This window comes from Amycolatopsis sp. NPDC049252 (assembly GCF_043197175.1).
Taxonomy (GTDB): Bacteria; Actinomycetota; Actinomycetes; order Mycobacteriales; family Pseudonocardiaceae; genus Amycolatopsis.
The window spans coordinates 22,015-40,734 of the sequence record NZ_JBICSQ010000006.1 but is presented as its reverse complement, the minus strand read 5'-3'; the positions used below and the strand labels follow the sequence as shown (position 1 = coordinate 40,734).

The 18,720-nt window shown below is 71.2% G+C and carries 18 protein-coding genes; 7 read left to right on the top strand and 11 right to left on the bottom strand.

What is annotated here, in order from left to right; translation table 11 throughout:
• Both ACGFMK_RS11255 and ACGFMK_RS11250 read right to left on the bottom strand, forming a co-directional pair.
• Positions 1-810, bottom strand: coding sequence for an Fpg/Nei family DNA glycosylase (locus ACGFMK_RS11255; protein WP_392760637.1), 810 nt, complete (start codon positions 808-810; stop codon positions 1-3).
• Positions 810-1,283, bottom strand: coding sequence for a ribose-5-phosphate isomerase (locus ACGFMK_RS11250; protein WP_392760635.1), 474 nt, complete (start codon positions 1,281-1,283; stop codon positions 810-812). The genes ACGFMK_RS11255 and ACGFMK_RS11250 overlap by 1 nt, the downstream gene beginning before the upstream one ends.
• Positions 1,284-1,328: 45 nt before the next feature.
• Here ACGFMK_RS11250 and ACGFMK_RS11245 point away from each other — a divergent pair, with 45 nt between their 5' ends.
• Both ACGFMK_RS11245 and ACGFMK_RS11240 read left to right on the top strand, forming a co-directional pair.
• Positions 1,329-2,051: a 2-phosphosulfolactate phosphatase gene (locus tag ACGFMK_RS11245; protein ID WP_392760632.1), complete on the top strand. Its 723-nt coding sequence runs from the start codon at positions 1,329-1,331 to the stop codon at positions 2,049-2,051.
• Positions 2,048-2,857 (top strand): MBL fold metallo-hydrolase, encoded by an 810-nt coding sequence (locus ACGFMK_RS11240; RefSeq protein ID WP_392760630.1) that lies wholly within the window; start codon positions 2,048-2,050, stop codon positions 2,855-2,857. The genes ACGFMK_RS11245 and ACGFMK_RS11240 overlap by 4 nt, the downstream gene beginning before the upstream one ends.
• Here ACGFMK_RS11240 and ACGFMK_RS11235 read toward each other — a convergent pair.
• Positions 2,854-3,474: a DsbA family protein gene (locus tag ACGFMK_RS11235; protein ID WP_392760627.1), complete on the bottom strand. Its 621-nt coding sequence runs from the start codon at positions 3,472-3,474 to the stop codon at positions 2,854-2,856. The genes ACGFMK_RS11240 and ACGFMK_RS11235 overlap by 4 nt on opposite strands.
• Before the next feature lie 160 nt (positions 3,475-3,634).
• Between ACGFMK_RS11235 and pepN the strand changes: the two genes are divergently transcribed.
• Positions 3,635-6,202, top strand: a complete 2,568-nt coding sequence (gene pepN / locus ACGFMK_RS11230) for an aminopeptidase N (protein WP_392760624.1) — start codon at positions 3,635-3,637, stop codon at positions 6,200-6,202.
• Positions 6,203-6,323: 121 nt separating this feature from the next.
• Here pepN and ACGFMK_RS11225 read toward each other — a convergent pair whose 3' ends face one another.
• Positions 6,324-6,815, bottom strand: coding sequence for a DUF5130 family protein (locus ACGFMK_RS11225; protein ID WP_392760622.1), 492 nt, complete (start codon positions 6,813-6,815; stop codon positions 6,324-6,326).
• Entirely contained in the window at positions 6,802-7,059 is a 258-nt protein-coding gene (locus tag ACGFMK_RS11220; RefSeq protein ID WP_392760619.1) for a hypothetical protein, read from the bottom strand. Before ACGFMK_RS11220 ends, ACGFMK_RS11225 begins: the two co-directional genes overlap by 14 nt.
• Positions 7,060-7,346: 287 nt before the next feature.
• On the opposite strand from ACGFMK_RS11220, the gene ACGFMK_RS11215 reads away from it, so the two are divergent.
• A complete protein-coding gene (locus ACGFMK_RS11215) occupies positions 7,347-7,700 on the top strand; it encodes a hypothetical protein (protein ID WP_392760616.1) in 354 nt (117 codons plus the stop codon).
• Positions 7,701-7,812: 112 nt separating this feature from the next.
• Here the strand turns inward: ACGFMK_RS11215 and ACGFMK_RS11210 are convergent, their stop codons facing one another.
• Positions 7,813-8,310 carry an HNH endonuclease gene (locus tag ACGFMK_RS11210; RefSeq protein WP_392760614.1) on the bottom strand — a complete coding sequence of 166 codons (498 nt, stop codon included), beginning with the start codon at positions 8,308-8,310 and terminating at the stop codon, positions 7,813-7,815.
• 358 nt (positions 8,311-8,668) lie between these two features.
• Between ACGFMK_RS11210 and ACGFMK_RS11205 the strand changes: the two genes are divergently transcribed.
• From ACGFMK_RS11205 to ACGFMK_RS11195, 3 genes are all read left to right on the top strand, one after another.
• A complete protein-coding gene (locus ACGFMK_RS11205) occupies positions 8,669-9,661 on the top strand; it encodes a mechanosensitive ion channel family protein (RefSeq protein WP_392760611.1) in 993 nt (330 codons plus the stop codon).
• Positions 9,662-9,792: 131 nt separating this feature from the next.
• Positions 9,793-10,176, top strand: a complete 384-nt coding sequence (locus ACGFMK_RS11200) for a globin (RefSeq protein WP_392761065.1) — start codon at positions 9,793-9,795, stop codon at positions 10,174-10,176.
• Positions 10,176-11,726, top strand: a complete 1,551-nt coding sequence (locus tag ACGFMK_RS11195) for a glycoside hydrolase family 13 protein (RefSeq protein WP_392760608.1) — start codon at positions 10,176-10,178, stop codon at positions 11,724-11,726. Before ACGFMK_RS11200 ends, ACGFMK_RS11195 begins: the two co-directional genes overlap by 1 nt.
• Here ACGFMK_RS11195 and ACGFMK_RS11190 read toward each other — a convergent pair.
• The 5 genes from ACGFMK_RS11190 to ACGFMK_RS11170 form a co-directional block, all read right to left on the bottom strand.
• On the bottom strand, positions 11,723-12,163 hold the full coding sequence (locus ACGFMK_RS11190; RefSeq protein WP_392760606.1) for a hypothetical protein: 441 nt from the start codon (positions 12,161-12,163) through the stop codon (positions 11,723-11,725). The two genes, ACGFMK_RS11195 and ACGFMK_RS11190, sit on opposite strands and share 4 nt — an antisense overlap.
• 57 nt (positions 12,164-12,220) lie before the next feature.
• On the bottom strand, positions 12,221-12,475 hold the full coding sequence (locus ACGFMK_RS11185; RefSeq protein WP_392760604.1) for a hypothetical protein: 255 nt from the start codon (positions 12,473-12,475) through the stop codon (positions 12,221-12,223).
• A 64-nt stretch (positions 12,476-12,539) separates the two neighbouring features.
• Positions 12,540-13,175, bottom strand: a complete 636-nt coding sequence (locus ACGFMK_RS11180; RefSeq protein WP_323336474.1) for a hypothetical protein — start codon at positions 13,173-13,175, stop codon at positions 12,540-12,542.
• The gene (locus ACGFMK_RS11175) at positions 13,168-13,587 is read right to left on the bottom strand and encodes an acyl-CoA thioesterase (protein WP_392760601.1); all 420 of its coding nucleotides are present in this window, start codon (positions 13,585-13,587) and stop codon (positions 13,168-13,170) included. The genes ACGFMK_RS11180 and ACGFMK_RS11175 overlap by 8 nt, the downstream gene beginning before the upstream one ends.
• Positions 13,584-18,593, bottom strand: a complete 5,010-nt coding sequence (locus ACGFMK_RS11170) for an NAD-glutamate dehydrogenase (RefSeq protein WP_392760599.1) — start codon at positions 18,591-18,593, stop codon at positions 13,584-13,586. The genes ACGFMK_RS11175 and ACGFMK_RS11170 overlap by 4 nt, the downstream gene beginning before the upstream one ends.
• Between the last annotated feature and the right edge of the window lie 127 nt (positions 18,594-18,720).

Genomic DNA, 18,720 nt, shown 5'->3' with positions numbered 1-18,720 from the left:
TCAGGCCGGCTGGCAGGTCGGGCACCAGTAGAGGTTCCGCCCCACCAACGACGACGTCTCCACCGGCGTCCCGCACACCAGGCACGGCTCGCCGGCGCGGCGGTAGACGTACACCTCGCCGCCGTGGCGGTCCACACGCGCCGCCCGCCCCATGGCCTCCGGCAGGTGCTCCGGGCGGACCGTGTCGATGCGGCCGACGCGGACGCCGTCGCGCATCAACGTCACCAAGTCGGCCCACATGTCGTCCCACAATGCGCGGTCCAGCGCGCGACCCGGCGTCAGCGGCGCGACACCGTGGCGGAACAGGACTTCGGCGCGGTAGACGTTGCCGACACCGGCCAGCACGGCCTGGTCCATCAGCAGCGCGGCGATCGAGACCTTCGACTTCGAGATCCGCGCCCACGCCTTGTCCGGCTTCGCGTCCCGGCGCAGCGGGTCGGGGCCGAGACGCGCCTTGATGGCGTCGGCCTGGGCCGGGTCCAGCAGCTCGCACGTGTTGGGGCCGCGCAGGTCCGTCCACTGCGTCCGGCCGACCAGCCGCATCCGGACCTGGCCGACCGGCGGCGGCGCGGGCAGCTTGCCCTCGCCGAAGACGCCGATCAGCCCGAGGTGGATGTGCACGATCCCGCGGGGACCGTAGTCGTGGAACAGGTGCTTGCCGTGCGCCTCGGCGCCGACGAGCACCTGACCGTCCAAACGGGACGCCTCGGCGGCGAAGCGGCCCTGCGGGCTGCTCACCTCGACCGGGGCCCCGGCGTAGCGGCGCTTGTGCAGCCGCGCCAGCCGGTGGAGCGTGTGCCCCTCGGGCATCAGGCCTCCGGCAGGGCCGGCGGGGTCCCGGTGCGCTCGTAGTCGAGCAGCTGCCGCACGCGGCGGGCGTGCCGCTCCTCCGGCGAAACCTCGGTCGCGAGGAACGCTTCGACGATCTCGGTGGCCTGCTCGACGGTGTGCATCCGGGCGCCGACGCCGATCAGCTGGGCGTGGTTGTGCTCCCGGCACAGCTGGGCGGTCTCGACGCTCCAGGCCAGGCCGGCCCGCGCGCCGGGCACCTTGTTGGCGGCGATCTGCTCGCCGTTGCCCGAGCCGCCCACGACGATGCCGCGGCTGCCCTCGTCCGCCACGACCCGCAACGCCGTCTCGACGCAGTAGGCCGGGTAGTCGTCGGCCGCGTCGTAGACCCGCGGGCCGATGTCGGTGACCTCGTGGCCCTGCTTCTCCAGGTGAGCCACCAGGTGGTTCTTCAGCTCGAAGCCGGCATGGTCGGATCCCAAGTAGACACGCACGGCGGGAAGTCTGCCATCACGGCCGGTTTCCGGCATGCTCCGGGGGTGGGGATCTGGGAGCAGACGGGGCACGACGTCCGGCTCGACTGGGGCGGTGAAGGCGTGACCGCGCTCGGCCGGGAATGCGCGGTGCTGATCGTCGTCGACGTGCTTTCCTTCGGCACCACCACGGATCTCGTGGTCGGCCGCGGCGGGCGGGTGCTGCCGGTGCGATGGCGCGACGAACGCGGCGTCGCGCTCGCGCGGGCCGCCGGAGCCGTCATCGCCGGTGAGGGCACGTTCACCCTGCGGCCGTCGTCTGTGACGGACATCCCTCCCGGCACGCTCCTCGCGCTCACCTCCCCGAACGGCGCCACCCTGTGCGCCGCCGCCGCGGCGACCGGCGCCCGGGTGCTGGCCGGTTGCCTGCGCAACGCGTCCGCCGTGGCCGCCAGGGCGCACGAGCTGGGCGGTCCGATCGGGGTGATCGCGGCCGGGGAACGCTGGGGTGTGACCATGTCCGGCGACGGTGACACGTTCGGGCCGCTGCGGCCCTGCGTCGAGGACCAGATGGGCGCGGGCGCGATCGCCGCCGCGCTGGCCCGGCTCGGGTGCACACTGTCGCCCGAAGCCGCGCTGGCGGCGCGCGTGGTGGACGTCGCGGCGGTCGCGGACTGCGTGTCCGGGCGCGAGCTGACCGAGGCGGGGCACGGCGGCGACGTCGCGCTGGCCGCACAGATCGACGTGAGCGACGCCGCTCCCGTCCTGCACGAAGGAGTCCTGCGATGACCGGTCACTGGGTCGAGGTCGCCGACGGCGTGCACGCACGGCGGTACGAGGAGCTGGACCTGACCGTCGGGCTGGTCGTCGGGGCCGACCGCTGCCTGGTCATCGACACCCGCGGCGACCTGGACCAGGGCGCCGAGCTGGCGAAGGCGGTGCGCGAGCTGACGCCGCTCCCGTGGGCGGTCGCGTTCACGCACGCGCACTTCGACCACACCTGGGGCACCGAGCGGTTCCTGCCGTGCGCGGTCTGGGCGCACGAGGGCTGCCGCGCCGAGCTGACCGAATACGCCGAGGGCGCGCGGGAGAAGTGGATGGCCTACTACCGCGAGGAAGGCAAGCCGGCGATCGCCAACGCCATCGCGCGCACCACGTTCGTCGTCCCCGACCACCTGTTCAGCGACCGGACCGAGCTCGACCTCGGCGGCCGGACGGCGGTGCTGCTGCACCCCGGCCGCGCCCACACCGACCACGACGTGATCGTGCACGTGCCGGACGCGGACGTCGTGTTCGCCGGTGACATCGTCGAGAACGCCGAACACGGCTTCAGCGCGTTCTCGTTCAGCCCCGACTCGGACCTGACCGCCTGGCCGGACACCCTCGACACGCTGCTGGCGCTGGAACCGCGCGTGGTCGTCCCCGGCCACGGCGACCCGGTCGACGCCGACTTCGTCCGCTACCACCGCCACGGCCTGCACGAGCTGATCGCCCTGAAGGCGGCGGTCGGACGCGGCGAGTCGACCGAGGCGGCGGCGGTCGCGGCGTCCCGCTACCCCGCCGACGTCACCTCGGCCGCCCTCAAGACCCCTTAGCCGAAGTTCAGCTCGCCCGTTCGGGTGCGCTTGAGCTCGAAGAAGTCCGGGTAGCTCGACAGCGCGACCGCGCCGTCGAACACCTTCAGGGCGTCCTCGCCGCGCGGGATCGAGCTGAGGACCGGGCCGAAGAACGCCACGCCGTCGATGTGGATCGTCGGGGTGCCGACGTCCATGCCGACCGGGTCCATGCCCTCGTGGTGGCTCTTCCGCAGGGCCTCGTCGTACTCGGTGGAGTGCGCGGCGTCGTACAGCTCGGCCGGCGCGCCGATGGCGGCCAGGGCTTCCTTGATCACCGCGTCGCGGTCCTTGTTGTCCTGGTTGTGGTAGCGGGTGCCGAACTCGGTGTAGTAGTCGCGCAGCACCTCTTCGCCCTTGAGCTGGGACAGCGCGACCGCCACGCGCACCGGGCCCCAGCCCTGCGCCAGCGACTCCTTGTACTTCTCCGGCAGCTCGTCGCGGCCCTCGTTGAGCACCGAAAGGCTCATGATCCGGAAGTTCAGGTCGAGGTTGCGGTGCTTCTCGACCTCGAGGATCCAGCGCGAGGTGATCCAGGCGAACGGGCAGATCGGGTCGAAGTAGAAATCGACCTTCGTAGGCTGCTCGGCAGCGGTCATCGAGTACTCCTGTGCGCATAAGTCGACGTCGGCGTGTGGGCAGGGCCCACACTGCGGGCCAACACCGGGGAGCGCACGCTTGTTCCCTTATCGCCCGCCACCCCGTCCCCATGATTGGATGCGGGGAGCCTGAAATCCGATCCCACGACCAGAGGTGCCTGTGCCCGCCCCCAACCTGACCCGCGATCTCGCCAAGCTGCGCGCGGATCTGCTCGAAGTCACCGGCTACGACATCGAGCTCGATCTGACCGACGGCCACGGCGGACCCGGGGAGAAGACCTTCGCGTCGAAGACGACCGTCCGGTTCGCCAGCGCCAAGGCAGGCGAACGGACCTGGATCGACCTCGTCGCCGACCGCGTGCACGCCGCCACGCTCAACGGCACGGACGTCGACGTGAGCGCCTACGTCGAGGACAAGGGCATCGCGCTGGCGGACCTGGCCGAGAAGAACGAGCTCACGGTCACCGCCGACTGCCGCTACATGAACACCGGTGAGGGCCTGCACCGGTTCGTCGACCCGGTCGACGACGGTGTCTACCTGTACACCCAGTTCGAGACGGCCGACGCCAAGCGCATGTTCGCCTGCTTCGACCAGCCGGACCTGAAGTCGGTCTACCGGCTCACGGTGATCGCGCCGAAGGACTGGAAGGTCGTCTCCAACACGCTCGCCGAATCCACCGAGGAGACGCCCGAGGGCGCCGTCCGGACGGTCTTCAAGGAGTCCGAGCGGCTCTCGACCTACCTGGTCGCGCTGATCGCCGGGCCGTACGCCGAGTGGCACGACGAGTACACCGACGCGCACAAGACGATCCCGCTGGGCATCTACTGCCGCGCGTCGCTGTCCGACCACATGGACGCCGACCGGCTGTTCACCGAGACCAAGCAGGGTTTCGGCTTCTACCACGAGAAGTTCGGCACCCCGTACCCGTTCTCCAAGTACGACCAGCTGTTCGTGCCGGAGTTCAACGCGGGCGCGATGGAGAACGCCGGCGCGGTCACGTTCCTCGAGGACTACGTCTTCCGCAGCCGCGTCACCCGCTACGCCTACGAGCGGCGCGCCGAGACGCTGCTGCACGAGATGGCGCACATGTGGTTCGGCGACCTGGTCACCATGCGCTGGTGGGACGACCTGTGGCTGAACGAGTCGTTCGCGACCTTCGCCAGCGTGCTCGCCCAGGCCGAGGCCACCGAGTACAAGAACGCGTGGACCAGCTTCGCGAACATCGAGAAGTCGTGGGCCTACCGCCAGGACCAGCTGCCCTCGACGCACCCGATCGCGGCGGACATCGTCGACCTGCACGCGGTCGAGGTGAACTTCGACGGCATCACCTACGCCAAGGGCGCGAGCGTGCTGAAGCAGCTCGTCGCCTACGTCGGCCTGGAGCACTTCCTGGACGGGCTGAAGGTCTACTTCGGCAAGCACGCCTGGGGCAACGCGACGCTGGCCGACCTGCTGGGTGCGCTGGAAGAGGCGTCCGGGCGCGACCTGTCGTGGTGGAGCGCGCAGTGGCTGGAAACGACCGGCCTGAACTCGCTGAGCCCCCGCTACGAAGTCGGCGCGGACGGCACGTTCACCTCGTTCGCCGTCGTGCAGTCCGGCGCCAAGCCAGGCGCCGGTGAGCTGCGCACGCACCGCGTGGCCGTGGGCATCTACGACGAGGACGGCACCGGCAAGATCGTCCGCACCCACCGCGTCGAGCTGGACGTCGACGGCGAGCGCACCGAGGTGCCGGACCTTCTCGGCCAGGCCGCGGGCAAGCTCGTGCTGGTCAACGACGACGACCTGACCTACTGCACGATGCGGCTCGACCCGGCGTCGCTGACCACGCTGATCGACCGCGTGGCCGACATCACCGAGCCGCTGCCGCGCACGCTGTGCTGGTCGGCGGCGTGGGAGATGACCCGCGAGGCCGAGCTGAAGGCCCGCGACTTCGTCACCCTGGTGCAGCGCGGCATCCACACCGAGAGCGAGGTCGGCGTCGTCCAGCGGCTGCTGCTGCAGGCCCAGACCGCGCTGAACTCCTACGCCGAGCAGGGCTGGGCGGCCTCGACCGGCTGGCCGGCGTTCACCGGGCGGCTGCTGGAGCTGGTCCGCGGCGCCGAGGCGGGCTCGGACCACCAGCTGGCGTTCGTGAACTCGCTGGCCGGTTCGGTGCTGGACGACGACACGCTCGCGGTGGTCGCCGGCTGGCTCGACGGCTCGGCCCCGCTGGCGGGCCTGTCCGTCGACACCGACCTGCGCTGGCGGCTGCTGCACGCGCTGGTCTCGCACGGCAAGGCGGACTCGGCGGAGATCGACGCCGAACTGGCCCGCGACAACACGGCCACCGGCCGCCGCCAGGCGGAACGCGCCCGCGCCCTGCGCCCGACGGCGGAGGCCAAGGCCGACGCGTGGCAGCGCGCGGTCTACGACGACGAGCTGCCGAACGCGGTCAGCGACTCGCTCATCTCGGGCTTCTCGCACCCGGGCCAGAAGGCGCTGCTCGGCGAGTACGTCGCGAAGTACTTCGAGGTGATCGACGAGGTGTGGCAGCGGCGCTCCAGCGAGCGCGCGCAGCCGACGGCGATCGGGCTGTACCCGTCGTGGGCTGTCGAGCCCGCGACGGTGACGGCGTCCGACGAGTGGCTGAAGGGCGACCACGCGCAGGCCCTGCGCCGGCTGGTCTCCGAAGGCCGGGCGGGCATCGTCCGGGCCCTGGCGGCCCGCGACTTCGACGCCCAGGCCTGATACGCCCCACTGTGGCGTTCGGTGCGGCTGACGCACCGAACACCACACTGGGGCTTGGGGACCGGCACCGCACGCAACGGGCCCCGCACCGGGTGGTGCGGGGCCCGTTGGCTTGTCTGGGTCAGCGGGGCGCGGGGCCCGCCTGGTCGGACAGCATGCGGAGCGCGTTGACGAGGCCGTTGACCAGGCCGCGGACCAGGTCACCCTCCTTGAACGACGCCACCATGCTCGCGATCGCGAGCTTGCAGCCGCGGTCGGGGAGGCGGCTGTAGGCCGTCTTGCCCGTGACGATCTCGATCAGCCGCTCGCCGGGCGAGACCGCGATCAGGACCGAGTTGGCCGGGTTCGACGTCGTCGAGTGCAGCCTCTCCGCCGTCGCGCGGCTGTCCTGGCCGCCCAGCTCGCCGAGGTACAGGCTGAAGTCCAGGCCGGTCTCCCGGCTCGCGAACGTCAGCGCCTCGTCCAGGCGGGCCAGCTGGCGGGTGGTGAACGGCCCGGCCGGAGCGGCGGGCTCGTACATCTTGGCGGCCGACACGCGGCCGCTGGACGTCAGCGCTTCGCCGTAGCCCAGCTCGGACTCGTCGACGCGCTTCGTCAGCTCACCAGTTGCCACGAGCGCCTCCCGCCGCGGTCGAGGTGTCCGTGGACACCGTGCTGCCTCCGGCACCGGCGTGCCGGTGCCCCTCGCCGACCCCTTCGGGATTGGCGCTCCACCACATGGCCGGATAGTCCCAGGCCTGGCCGGACCGGTACCGCGGGGCGCCGCCGGACCTGCGCCGGAGCGTCAGGAGGCCGGCGAAGCCGTAGATGGCCAGCGGGATCACGGCGAAGACCAGGATCGTCTCGACGATGTTCACGGCGCTGAGCGTATCGGATGACCTCCGGAGACACCGAAGCCACCGCGCGCGCCGCGCTCGACCGTTCGTCGTAAGCCAACCGCCGTCCGCCGCTTGGCTCGCGGGCACTGGAACGTTGGGGCGAAGACCGTCGGGCCGAAAGGTTGCAACTCAACGTACAGGCGGCCGCACCCGCCGCTGTCGTCTTGTCGTTGCCTTGAAATCCTCGTAGCTTTTTCACCTGTACGGGCCTTGCGCCCCGCTCCCCAGCCCCAGCACGTTACGCACCGGTCTCAGGAGGCCTTGCCATGAACAGCGCCCACACCCCCGCACAGGCGATCACCGAGACCAAGTCATCACTCAACGACATCGAATTCGTGCCCGGAACGCGCGTGACGGCGGGCACAAGGGTTACCCGGGGTACACGCGTCACTCGGGGTACTCGCGTGACCATGGGCACCCGGGTGACGGCGGGCACGCGGGTCACGCGCGGGACGCGGGTCACCCGGGGCACCCGCGTCACGATGGGCACGCGGGTGACGGCCGGTACGCGCGTCACCTGTGGCACCCGCGTCACGCGCGGCACCAGGGTCACCCGGGGCACGCGCGTCACCATGGGGACCCGCGTCACCTGCCAGAACGAGTACGCGCTCGCCGCCTGAGCCCCGCCTGGTCACCAGGGCCGCTCGCACCACCTGAAGACATGCGCAAGCACCCGGCTCGCCCCGGCCGCCGCAAGGCAGCCGGGGCGCCGTTATGTGCGGGACCCGGGCGTCAGGCCGCGGACCCGAGATAAGGCCGCCAGAGCGGGTCGGCCTCCTTGGAGTGGGCGAGCAGCCGCCAGTGCGGGCCGTGCGGGGCCCGCGGGACGACGCGCAGCCGCCAGTTGATCTCCGAGAGCAGCCGGTCCGCTTTGCGGTGGTTGCACTTGGCGCAACAGGCGACGCAGTTGGTCCAGCTGTGGGGTCCGCCACGGCTGCGCGGGATGACGTGGTCGATCGTCTCGGCCCGCCCTCCGCAGTAGGCGCAGCGGTACCGGTCGCGGTGCATCAGCCCGGCCCGGGTCAGCGGCACCTGGGCCCGGTAGGGCACCCGCACGTACGTGCTGAGCCGGATCACCGAGGGCAGGGGCAGCGACACCGTGGCGGCGTGCAGCTCGACGCCACCGGGATCGCCGTGCACCACTTCGGCCTTGCCGCACATGACGAGCACGACAGCGCGGCGCAGGGGCAGCGCGGTCAGTGGCTCGAAGGTGGCGTTGAGCAGGAGCACCCGGCGCCGGCCCCAGGCCGGAGCCGCCGGATCCCGGCCTCTACTACGCTGTCCGGGCGGGCGGGTAACTCCCCCTGGGCGGTTCCCCGGCCCGGCCGGGACGGATCCGCCGGATGCGGAACCCCCCGGATAGGCGCGCAGGACCACCTCTGGCGTCTCGTCGGCCATGGCTTGGCCGGAGACGCCGCGGGGGCTGGGTTGTCGGTCTGGCACTCGACCACCTCCAGGGGCGTAGGCATAGTCGACCACAGAACAGGCCCCCAGCGCACGTGTGTTACAAGACGTGTCACATCCGCGCGACCCAACATCCACTCGAAGTTGGGGAAACCGACCTGATCGGAAGGATGATCGAACTCCCGTGTCCCCCTTGCTCACCGCCGCCGGCGACTCGACGCCGTGCATCCGCGACGCCTCCACCTTGTGTTTCCAGGTGTTCAAGGTCACCGGCAACGAGTGGCTGGCCGGCTCGACGAACTGGCTGCTCACCAAGCCGCTGAAGATCCTGATGATCATCGTGATCGCGTTCCTGGTGCGATTGCTGATCAGACGGGTCATCAACCGCGTCACGACGCTGCCCAAGACGGGTGGCAAGCTCCCGTCGCTGCTGCGCCCCCTGCGCGAGCGCGCTCCCGAGGTGCTCGGCTCCGCCGTCATCGAACGGCGCCGCCAGCGCGCGACGACCATCGGCTCGGTGCTGAAGTCGATGGCCACGTTCCTGGTCTACGGCCTCGCGTTCATCCTCGTGCTGGGCGAACTGGGCCTCAACCTGGGGCCGATCATCGCGTCGGCCGGCATCATCGGCGTCGCCATCGGGTTCGGCGCCCAGAACCTCGTGCGGGACTTCCTGTCCGGCATCTTCATGATGATCGAGGACCAGTACGGCGTCGGCGACGTCGTCGACATCGGCGAGGCGACCGGCACCGTCGAGGCCGTCGGCCTGCGGATCACCACGCTGCGCGACCTCAAGGGCACGGTCTGGTACGTCCGCAACGGCGAGGTCCTGCGCGTCGGCAACTCCAGCCAGGGCTTCGCGGTCGCGGTGGTCGACGTCCCGTTGGGGTACTCGGCCGACGTCGAACGCGCGTCCACGGTGCTCATGCAGGCCGCCTCCAAGGCGACGGAGAGCGAAGCGCTGCAGGCGAACGTCCTCGAGCCGCCGGAGATGCTGGGCGTGGAGAGCGTCACCCCGGAGGGCATCCAGCTGCGCCTGACCGTGAAGGTCCGCCCGGGCAAGCAGTGGCTGGTGCAGCGCGCCCTGCGCGGCCAGCTGCTCGCCGCCCTGGAGGAAGCCGGCTTCGAGCCCCCGCTCGGCCGGCTGTTCCCCGCGGTGGCCCCGGCGATCGAGAAGTAGCCGCGGACGGCGGCGGCCGCCCTTCCCGGCCGCCGCCGTTACGCTGGGAAACGGTTTTGCGACGATGCGGAACGAGCGGTACCGGGCGTCGGGAACCTTTACGGGAAGGGCAAAATGGAGGCGTGTCTGCAGTGAGCGAACCGGCGAACCTGTACGAAGCGGTGGGCGGCGAACCCACGTTCCGCCGGATCGTCGGGCGGTTCTACGAGGAAGTCGCGCGGGACGAGATCCTGCGCCCCCTCTACCCGGAGGAGGACCTCGGCCCGGCCGAGGACCGCTTCCGGCTGTTCCTGATGCAGTACTGGGGCGGCCCGCACACCTACTCCGACCAGCGCGGGCACCCGCGGCTGCGGATGCGGCACGCGCCGTTCAAGATCGGGCCGATCGAGCGGGACGCGTGGCTGCGCTGCATCCGCATCGCGGTGGACGAGGAGAACCTCGACGAGCCCTACCGGCAGCAGCTGTGGGCCTACCTGGAGATGGCCGCGCACAGCATGATGAACAGCTTCGTCTGATGAGACCCGGGAGCTGGTGGCAGGAAGCCGTCTTCTACCAGGTCTACGTGCGCTCGTTCGCCGATTCGGACGGCGACGGCGTCGGCGACCTGGAAGGCATCCGGTCCCGGCTCGGTTACCTGGAGCTGCTGGGCGTCGACGCGCTGTGGCTGACGCCGTTCTACCGCTCCCCCATGGCCGACCACGGGTACGACATCGCCGACCCGCGTGACGTCGACCCGATGTTCGGCACCCTCGGCGACTTCGACGTCCTGCTGACCGAGGCGCACAAGCGCAAGATCAAGGTCACCGTCGACGTCGTGCCCAACCACACCAGCAACCAGCACGCCTGGTTCAAGTCGGCGATGGCGGCGGCGCCGGGCAGCCCGGAGCGCGAGCGCTACGTCTTCCGCGACGGCGTCGGCCCGCGCGGCGAGGACCCGCCGAACAACTGGGTCAGCGCGTTCGGCGGCCCGGCCTGGACCCGGGTGCCGGACGGCCAGTGGTACCTGCACCTGTTCGCCCCGCAGCAGCCGGACCTGAACTGGGCCAACCCGGAGGTCGCCGCCGACCTGGAGCGCACCCTGCGCTTCTGGCTCGAACGCGGGGTCGACGGCTTCCGCATCGACGTCGCGCACGGCATGGCCAAGCCGCCGGGCCTGCCGGACATGGATCCGCGGGCCGGCGGGTTCACCCCGACCCACTACTACGACCCGCGCTGGGACTACGACGGCGTCCACGAGATCCACCAGATGATCCGCAAGGTGCTCGACGAGTTCCCGGAGACCATGGCGGTCGGCGAGATCTGGGTGACCGACGAGGAGCGCCTCTCCCGCTACCTGCGGCCCGACGAGCTGCACCTGGCGTTCAACTTCCGCCTGGTGCTCACCCACTTCGACGCCGACGCCATGCGCACGGCGATCCAGCGGTCCCTGACGGTCCCGGCGAAGGTCGGTGCCCCGGCGACCTGGACGCTGAGCAACCACGACGTCTGGCGCCAGGTCAGCCGCTACGGCGGCGGGGCGCAGGGCGTGCGCCGTGCCCGGGCGATGGCGCTGGTCGAGCTGGCCCTGCCCGGCGCGGTCTACCTGTACAACGGCGAAGAGCTGGGCCTGGCGAACGTCGACCTGTCCTTGGACGAGATGGCCGACCCACGTGCGAAGACGAGCGGCGCCGAGTTCGGCCGAGACGTCTCCCGGGTGCCGCTGCCGTGGGAGGGCGACCTGCCGCCGTTCGGGTTCTCCCGCAACCCGCGCACCTGGCTGCCGATGCCGGGTGAGTGGGCCGAGCTGACGGTCGAGAAGCAGATAGAAGACGCCGACTCGACGCTCTCCCTGTACCGGGCGGCGATCGAGCTGCGGAAGACGCACTCGGCGTTCAGCGGCGACGAGCTGGAGTGGTACGGCGCACCCGCGGGGTGCTTCGCGTTCCGGCGCCGGGGTGGCGGGCTGGTGTGCGCGCTGAACACGTCGGCCAGTCCGATCGCGCTGCCGCCGGGAGAGGTCCTGCTGTCGAGCAGCCCGCTGGTGGACGGGAAGCTGCCCGCCGACTCTGCCGCCTGGCTGGTCTAAACGCGCGGAATCCAGGTGCCCGGCTTGACGACTTCGGCCGCTTCGGGCACGGAACCGTGGGTGATCCGGTTGACGCGCTGGTGGGACAGGCCGACCAGGTCGGCGATCGCCCGTTGCGGGATCTGCCCGTTCAGCGTCGTGACCAGCCGGGCGCGGACCTCTTCGCGCCACCGAGCCACCTCTTCGGCGACCTTGTCCGCCTCCTGGTACTGCAGGACGAGGTCGGTCGCGTCCGCGTCGTCGAACTCGTAGCGCCATCGGAGGTGGAACCGCTCGGTGGGGAGACCGGTCAGGTTCGCGACGATCTTCCGCATGCCGGGGTCGACGTCGCCGAACTGCCTGTACTCGCCCGCGGCGCCGTCGAGGCCGTCGGTCACCTTGGCGGTCCACACGCCGGCTTCGCGGGTCACGGTCACGGTGAACGCCGGGAACCTCATCAACTGGCTCACCTCCGCCGGGAAGGCGCGGACTGTAACCAATCGGTCACGGCCCTGTCAACCGCCCTGGTCACCCGAACCCGAGCCGTCGTCGAAAGCCCCGCTCGCCAGCCACGCCACCAGCGCCGCGGCCTGGAGGTAGGGCGCCGCCTGGGCAGCCGCCCGGCCCGCCGCACGCGTGCGGCCCCACCTCTCAGGTCGCTCGGCGCGCTCCGGCGCCTGCTCCCCCGGCCGGCGGTCGCGCCGCCACGGCGTCTCGTCCGCGCGGACCTCGTCGAGGAAGTCCGCCGTCGGGTCGTCGTCCGGGGTCATGGCTCCAGGGTGCCACCGATCGCGCGGACCGGCGGCCGCCGGGAGAACAGTCGTAAGAACTCCGTCAGAACAGCAGCGGCAGCAGGGCGTGGCGGCGGCGCAGGATCGCGCCGTAGCGGGCGTCCAGGCGCAGCCACGAGTCCGTCGCCGTCACGCGGACGACGTCGCCCTCGACGCCCGAGTCCACGAAACCCATGCCGGACAACGCGAACAGGCAGCGCATCTGGACCTTGACCTCCAGCGAGCCGCCGCTGACGGTGAGCACCGCCTGGTCCATCAGCGACGCCGGCGGGTTGCCGTGCGGGCCGGCGTTGTCGCGGGCCAGCGTGACCCCGCGGTCGGCCAGCTCCGCCACGACGTGCGCCGGGAGCTCGTCGACCAGCTGCCAGCGGCCGGTCGGCGGCAGCTCGCCGTGCCACAGCAGGTCACGGGCCGGGCCCGGGTCCATCCGCGGCCCGCCCGCGACCGTCAGGGCGGCGAGCAGCTCGTTGCCGGACACCGTGACGTCGCCGGGGGTGACGTCGCCGGCCACCGCGCGGGTCGCCAGGCACTCGAACGGCGTCACCGTCCACGCCTCGACCACCCCGTCACCGCGTTGGCGCAGCCGGACGGCCGTCTGGCCGTCCAGCCGGACCGCGCGGGCGACGAACGCACCGAGGGTCTCCCGGTCCGCCGCGTCCGGCACCAGCAACTCAGGCATCCGCGAACCCCTGCTTCAGAAACTCCGACTCGGGCGGGGTGAGCCTACGCGGCCGCAACGCGACGGTGTCGTACGGCGCCAGCACCGTCTCCGCGGTGACCGCGACCGGGTCCGACTCCGCCGGCCCGCCGTGCACGCGGTAGGACAGCGTGAAGCTCGCCGCCTTCAGCTCGGTCAGGTCGATGTCGACGCGGAGCTCCTGCCCGGACACCACGATCGGCCTGCGGTAGGCCACCGCGAGCTTGACCACGACGATCCCCTTGGGCAGCTGCTCCAGCCCGGCCGAGACGGCCCCCTCGAACAGCAGCGGGATGCGGGCCTCTTCGAGCAGCGTCACCATCTTGGCGTGGTTGACGTGCCCGTAGACGTCCATGTCCGTCCAGCGCGGGCGGACCAGCGAAACGTAGGTCACCGCACCGTGCTCCGGATCTGGCGGGCCGCCACCGAAAGGGTCGCCAGGTCGAGCCGGCCGGACTTGGTGATCTCGTCGAGCGCGACCCGCGCCCGCTGCAGCCGGGACGAGTTGGTCTTCTCCCACTGCGCGATCTTGTCGTCCGCCGACGACCCCGGGTCGCTGTGCCGCAACGCGTCCAGCGTGATCGCCCGCAGCGAGCCGTAGACGTCGTCGCGCAGCGAAAGCCGGGCGAGGGCGTGCCAGCGGTTGCCGCGTTCGAGCGCGCTGATCTCGGTGAGCATCTTGTCGACGTCCAGGTGCGCCGAAAGGGCGTAGTACAGCTCCGCCGTCTCGGCCGGGCTGTGCGTCGCGTCCACGCCGATCTGCTGCTCGGCCAGCTCCGCCACCTCGGTGACGTCGAGCAGGCCGTAGGTGTGCAGCAGCAGCGCGATCCGGCGGGCGAGCCCGGCCGGGACGTGGCCGGCGATCAGCTCGTCGGTCTTCGCCTGCACCGTCTCCGCTTCCCGGCCGCGCAGCAGGTCGCCGATCTTCGGCACCAGCGCGTTGAGGACGCGGCCGAAGCGGTTGATCTCCGCCAGCGGCGCGAGCGGCTGCGGCCGGTTGGTGAGGAACCAGCGCGCGGCCCGGTCGAGCAGCCGTCGCGTCTCCAGCACCATCTCGTCGGCGAGGTCGGTGTGCACGACGTTGTCCAGCGCGTCGATCTCGTCGCGCAGCGCCGGGAGGTCGAACACGCGCGTGACGACGGCGTACGCGCGCACCGCGTCGGTCGCCGTCGCGTTCATCTCCTCCATCAGCCGGTAGACGAACGAGATGCCGCCGCCGTCGACGACCTCGTTGGCGATCAGCGTGGTGATGATCTCGCGGCGCAGCGGGTGCTCGCCGATCGCCGGCGCGAACCGCTCGCGCAGCGGCTTCGGGAAGTACTCCGGCAGCCGGCTCGCGAAGACCTGCGAGTCGGGCAGGTCGCTGGCCAGCAGCTCGTCCTTCAGCTCCAGCTTGACGTGCGCCAGCAGCGTCGCCAGCTCCGGCGAAGTGAGGCCCTTGCCCGCCTTCTCCAGCTCGCGGAACTCGGAGTTGCTCGGCAGTGCTTCGAGCTTGCGGTCGAAGGCGCCCGCGGCGACCAGGGCCTGCACCTGCCGCGCGTGCACCGAAACCATCGGCCCGGCGTGCGCCCGGCTGACGCCGAGCACCGCGTTCTGCCGGTAGTTGTCGGCCAGCACCAGCGCGCCGACCTCGTCGGTCATCTCCTCCAGCAGCTCGTTGCGCTGGGCCTGCTCGAGCTTCCCGGTCTGCACCAGGTGGTCGAGCAGGATCTTGATGTTGACCTCGTGGTCGGAGCAGTCGACGCCGGCCGAGTTGTCCAGGGCGTCGGTGTTGATCTTGCCGCCGGTGTGGTCCGGGCCGCCCACGCGGGCGAACTCGATCCGGCCGAGCTGGGTCAGGCCCAGGTTGCCGCCCTCGCCGAAGACCTGGACGCGCAGCTGCTTGCCGTCGACGCGGATGGCGTCGTTGGCCTTGTCGCCGGCGTGGGCGTGGGTCTCGTTCTCCGCCTTGACGTAGGTGCCGATGCCGCCGTTCCAGAGCAGTTCCACCGGCGCCAGCAGGATCGACTGGATCAGGTCCATCGGCGCCAGCGCGGTGACGTCGGCGTCGAGGCCGAGGGCCTCGCGCACCTGCGGGCTGACCGGGATCGACTTGGCCGAGCGGGGGTAGATGCCCCCGCCCTCGCTGATCAGCGAGCGGTCGTAGTCGTCCCAGGAGCTGCGCGGCAGGTCGAACAGCCGGCGGCGCTCCGCGAACGTCGAAGCGGCATCCGGGTTCGGGTCGAGGAAGACGTGCATGTGGTTGAACGCCGCGACCAGCCGGATGTGCTCGGACAGCAGCATGCCGTTGCCGAAGACGTCACCCATCATGTCGCCGATGCCGACGACGGTGAAGTCCTCGGTCTGGGTGTCCTTGCCCAGCTCGCGGAAGTGCCGCTTGACGCTCTCCCAGGCCCCCTTCGCCGTGATGCCCATGGCCTTGTGGTCGTAGCCGACCGAACCACCGGAGGCGAAGGCGTCACCGAGCCAGAAGCCGTACTGCGCCGACATCTCGTTGGCGATGTCGGAGAACTTCGCGGTGCCCTTGTCGGCCGCGACGACCAGGTAGGAGTCGTCGGCGTCGTGCCGGACGACGCCCGGCGCGGGCACGGTCTTGCCCTCGACGCGGTTGTCGGTCAGGTCGAGCAGGCCGGAGATGAACATGCGGTAGCAGGCGATGCCCTCGGTCAGCTGGGCGTCGCGGTCGTAGCTCGAGTCGCCGCTCGCGACCGGCGGGCGCTTCACGACGAAGCCGCCCTTCGCGCCGACCGGCACGATCACGGCGTTCTTGACCGCCTGCGCCTTGACCAATCCGAGGATCTCGGTGCGGAAGTCCTCCCGGCGGTCGGACCAGCGCAGGCCGCCGCGCGCGACCTCGCCGAAACGCAGGTGCACCCCTTCGACGCGCGGCGAGTACACGAAGATCTCGAACCGCGGGCGCGGCTCGGGCAGGTCGGGCACGCCGCTCGGGTCCAGCTTGATCGCCAGGTACGGCCGTGGTGCGCCGTCGGCGTCGGTGACGTGGTAGTTCGTCCGCAGGGTGGCGCGGATGACGGCCGTCAGGCGGCGCAGGATCCGGTCCTCGTCGAGGCTGGTGACCTCGTCGATCATCTCGTTCAGCTCGGCGGCCAGGCCCTCGGTCGCGGCGTCGCGGTCGACGTCGGACAGGTGCGGGTCGAACCGGGCTTCGAACAGCCGCAGCAGCTTCGTGGCGACGTCGGTGTGGTTCAGCAGCGTGTTCTGGATGTAGTCCTGGGAGAACGCGCTGCCGGCCTGGCGCAGGTACCGCGAGTACGCGCGCAGCACGGCGGCCTGGCGCCAGGTGAGCCCGGCGCGCAGGACGAGACCGTTGAGGCCGTCGACCTCGGCGTCGCCGCGCCAGGCGGCCCGGAAGGCGTCCTGGAACCGGTCGCGCAGCTCGGTGACGGCGGCGTCGTCGGCCTGCTTGCCGAGCATCTTCTGGCTGATGCGGAGGCCGAAGTCGTAGATCCAGCACGGGCCGCCGTCTTCGCGGTGCAGCTCGTACGGCCGCTCGTCGACGACCTCGACGCCCATCGCCTGCAGCACCGGCAGCACCTTCGACAGCGTCACGCCTTCGCCGCGCAGGTAGAGCTTGAACCGCCGCTCGCCCGGCTCGGCGTCGGCCGGCAGGTAGAACGACAGCGCGAGGTCGCCCTCGTCGTTGAGCGAGTCGAGCGCGCGGAGGTCGGCCAGCGCCTCGCCGGCCGAGAAGTCCTCCTTGTAGCCCTCGGGGAAGACGCTCGCGTAGCGCTGGCCCTGCTCGGTCGCCGACTCCTCACCGAGGACGCCGACCGCGACACCGCCGTCGGAGCGCTCACGGCGTTCGTCGAGCACGGCCTCGACCATCCGGTCGTCCCAGCTGCGGACGGCGTCGTTGAGCCGGTCCTGGATCCGCGGCGTGTCCGGCTCCAGCCGCCGCGCGGGATCGGTGTGCACCATGAAGTGCACCTGCGCCAGCACGGTTTCCCCGATGCGCGCGCTGTACTCGAGCTGGGTGCCTTCGAGCTCCTCGAGCAGGACCTCCTGCATCGCCAGCCGCGAGCGCGTCGTGTACCGGTCCTGCGGGAGGTAGACGAGGCAGGAGTAGAAGCGGCCGTACGGGTCGCGGCGCAGGAACAGCCGCAGCCGCCGGCGGTCCGACAGCGTGATCGCGCCGGTCGTCGTCGAGTACAGCGAATCGGTGTCGGCGGAGAACAGGTCCGCGCGCGGCCAGTTCTGCAGCACCTCGAGCATCCGCTGGCCGGAGAAGGACTCCATGGGGAACCCGGCGCGGTGGATGACCTCGCGGACGCGGTCGCAGACCACCGGGATGTCCAGCACGTTCTCGTGCAGCGCGGTTGTGGTGAACATGCCGAGGAACCGGTGCTCGCCGGTCACCGTGCCGTCGGCGTCGAAGGTCTTCACGCCGACGTAGTACGGGTAGACCGGCCGGTGCACGGTCGAGGGCGCGCTCGCCTGGGTCAGCACGAGCAGCGACGGCGCGAGCGCGGACGTCGCGGTGTCCGGGCCCGCGGTGAGGCCGCGCGCGGCCAGGCTGTCCTGGCGCAGCACGCCGAGACCGGAGGCCAGGACGGCGCGCAGGGCCGGGTCGTCCGAGTCCGGGTGCGGGTTCTCGACCAGCTCGTAGCGGCGGTAGCCGAGGAAGGTGAAGTGGCCGTCGGCCAGCCAGCGCAGCAGCCGCGCGCCTTCGGCGATCTCGTGGGCCGGCAGCCGCGGCGGGTCCGTCTCCAGTTCGCTCGCGAGCTGGCAGGCGGTCTGGGCCATCTTGTCGGCGTCCTCGACGACCTCGCGGACGTCGCCCAGCACGCTGGCGAGCCGGTTGTCGAGCTCGCGGGCGCGGTTCGGGTCGGTGACGAAGTCGATCTCGATGTACATCCACGACTCGGCGGCCGAGTTCGCGGGCGGCTCGCCCGGGTCGGCGTCGGGGTGCACCTCCTGCAGCTCACCGGTCAGGTCGCGGGTGACCACGACGATCGGGTGGACGATCCGCTGCACCTGCACGCCGTCGCGGGCGAACTCCGCGGCGATCGAGTCGACCAGGTAGGGCATGTCGTCGGTGACGACCTGCACCACGGTGGCCTCACGGGCCCAGCCGTCCTCGGCGACGGTGGGGTTGAGCAGCCGCACGGCGGGGCGGCCGGGCATCCGCGACTTGGCCAGCTGCAGCTGCGAGCGGACCGCGCCGACCAGGTTCACCGGCTCGTCGCCGACGATCTCCTCGGCCGGGATGTGCCGGTAGAAGAGCCGGATGAGCTCGCCGATCTCCGGGGCCAGCCCGGCAGCGGCGTCGATCAGGTCGTCCCTGATCTGTTCCGGGCTGACGGTGGAGCGCGAGGTACCGAACTCGGGTTCGGTGGCGGCTCCGGTTCCGGGTGGGGACGAGACTCCGGTCGAGCTCATTCGAGGCAACTCTCCAAGTGCGTGGGGTGACACCGCGCCGGTTCGGCGTTGAACTCCGGCGACCCCACACTAATCCGCCGGGAGCGGAGCGCACACGAAGACCCGGAGGTTCCCGAGCGCGGGAAAA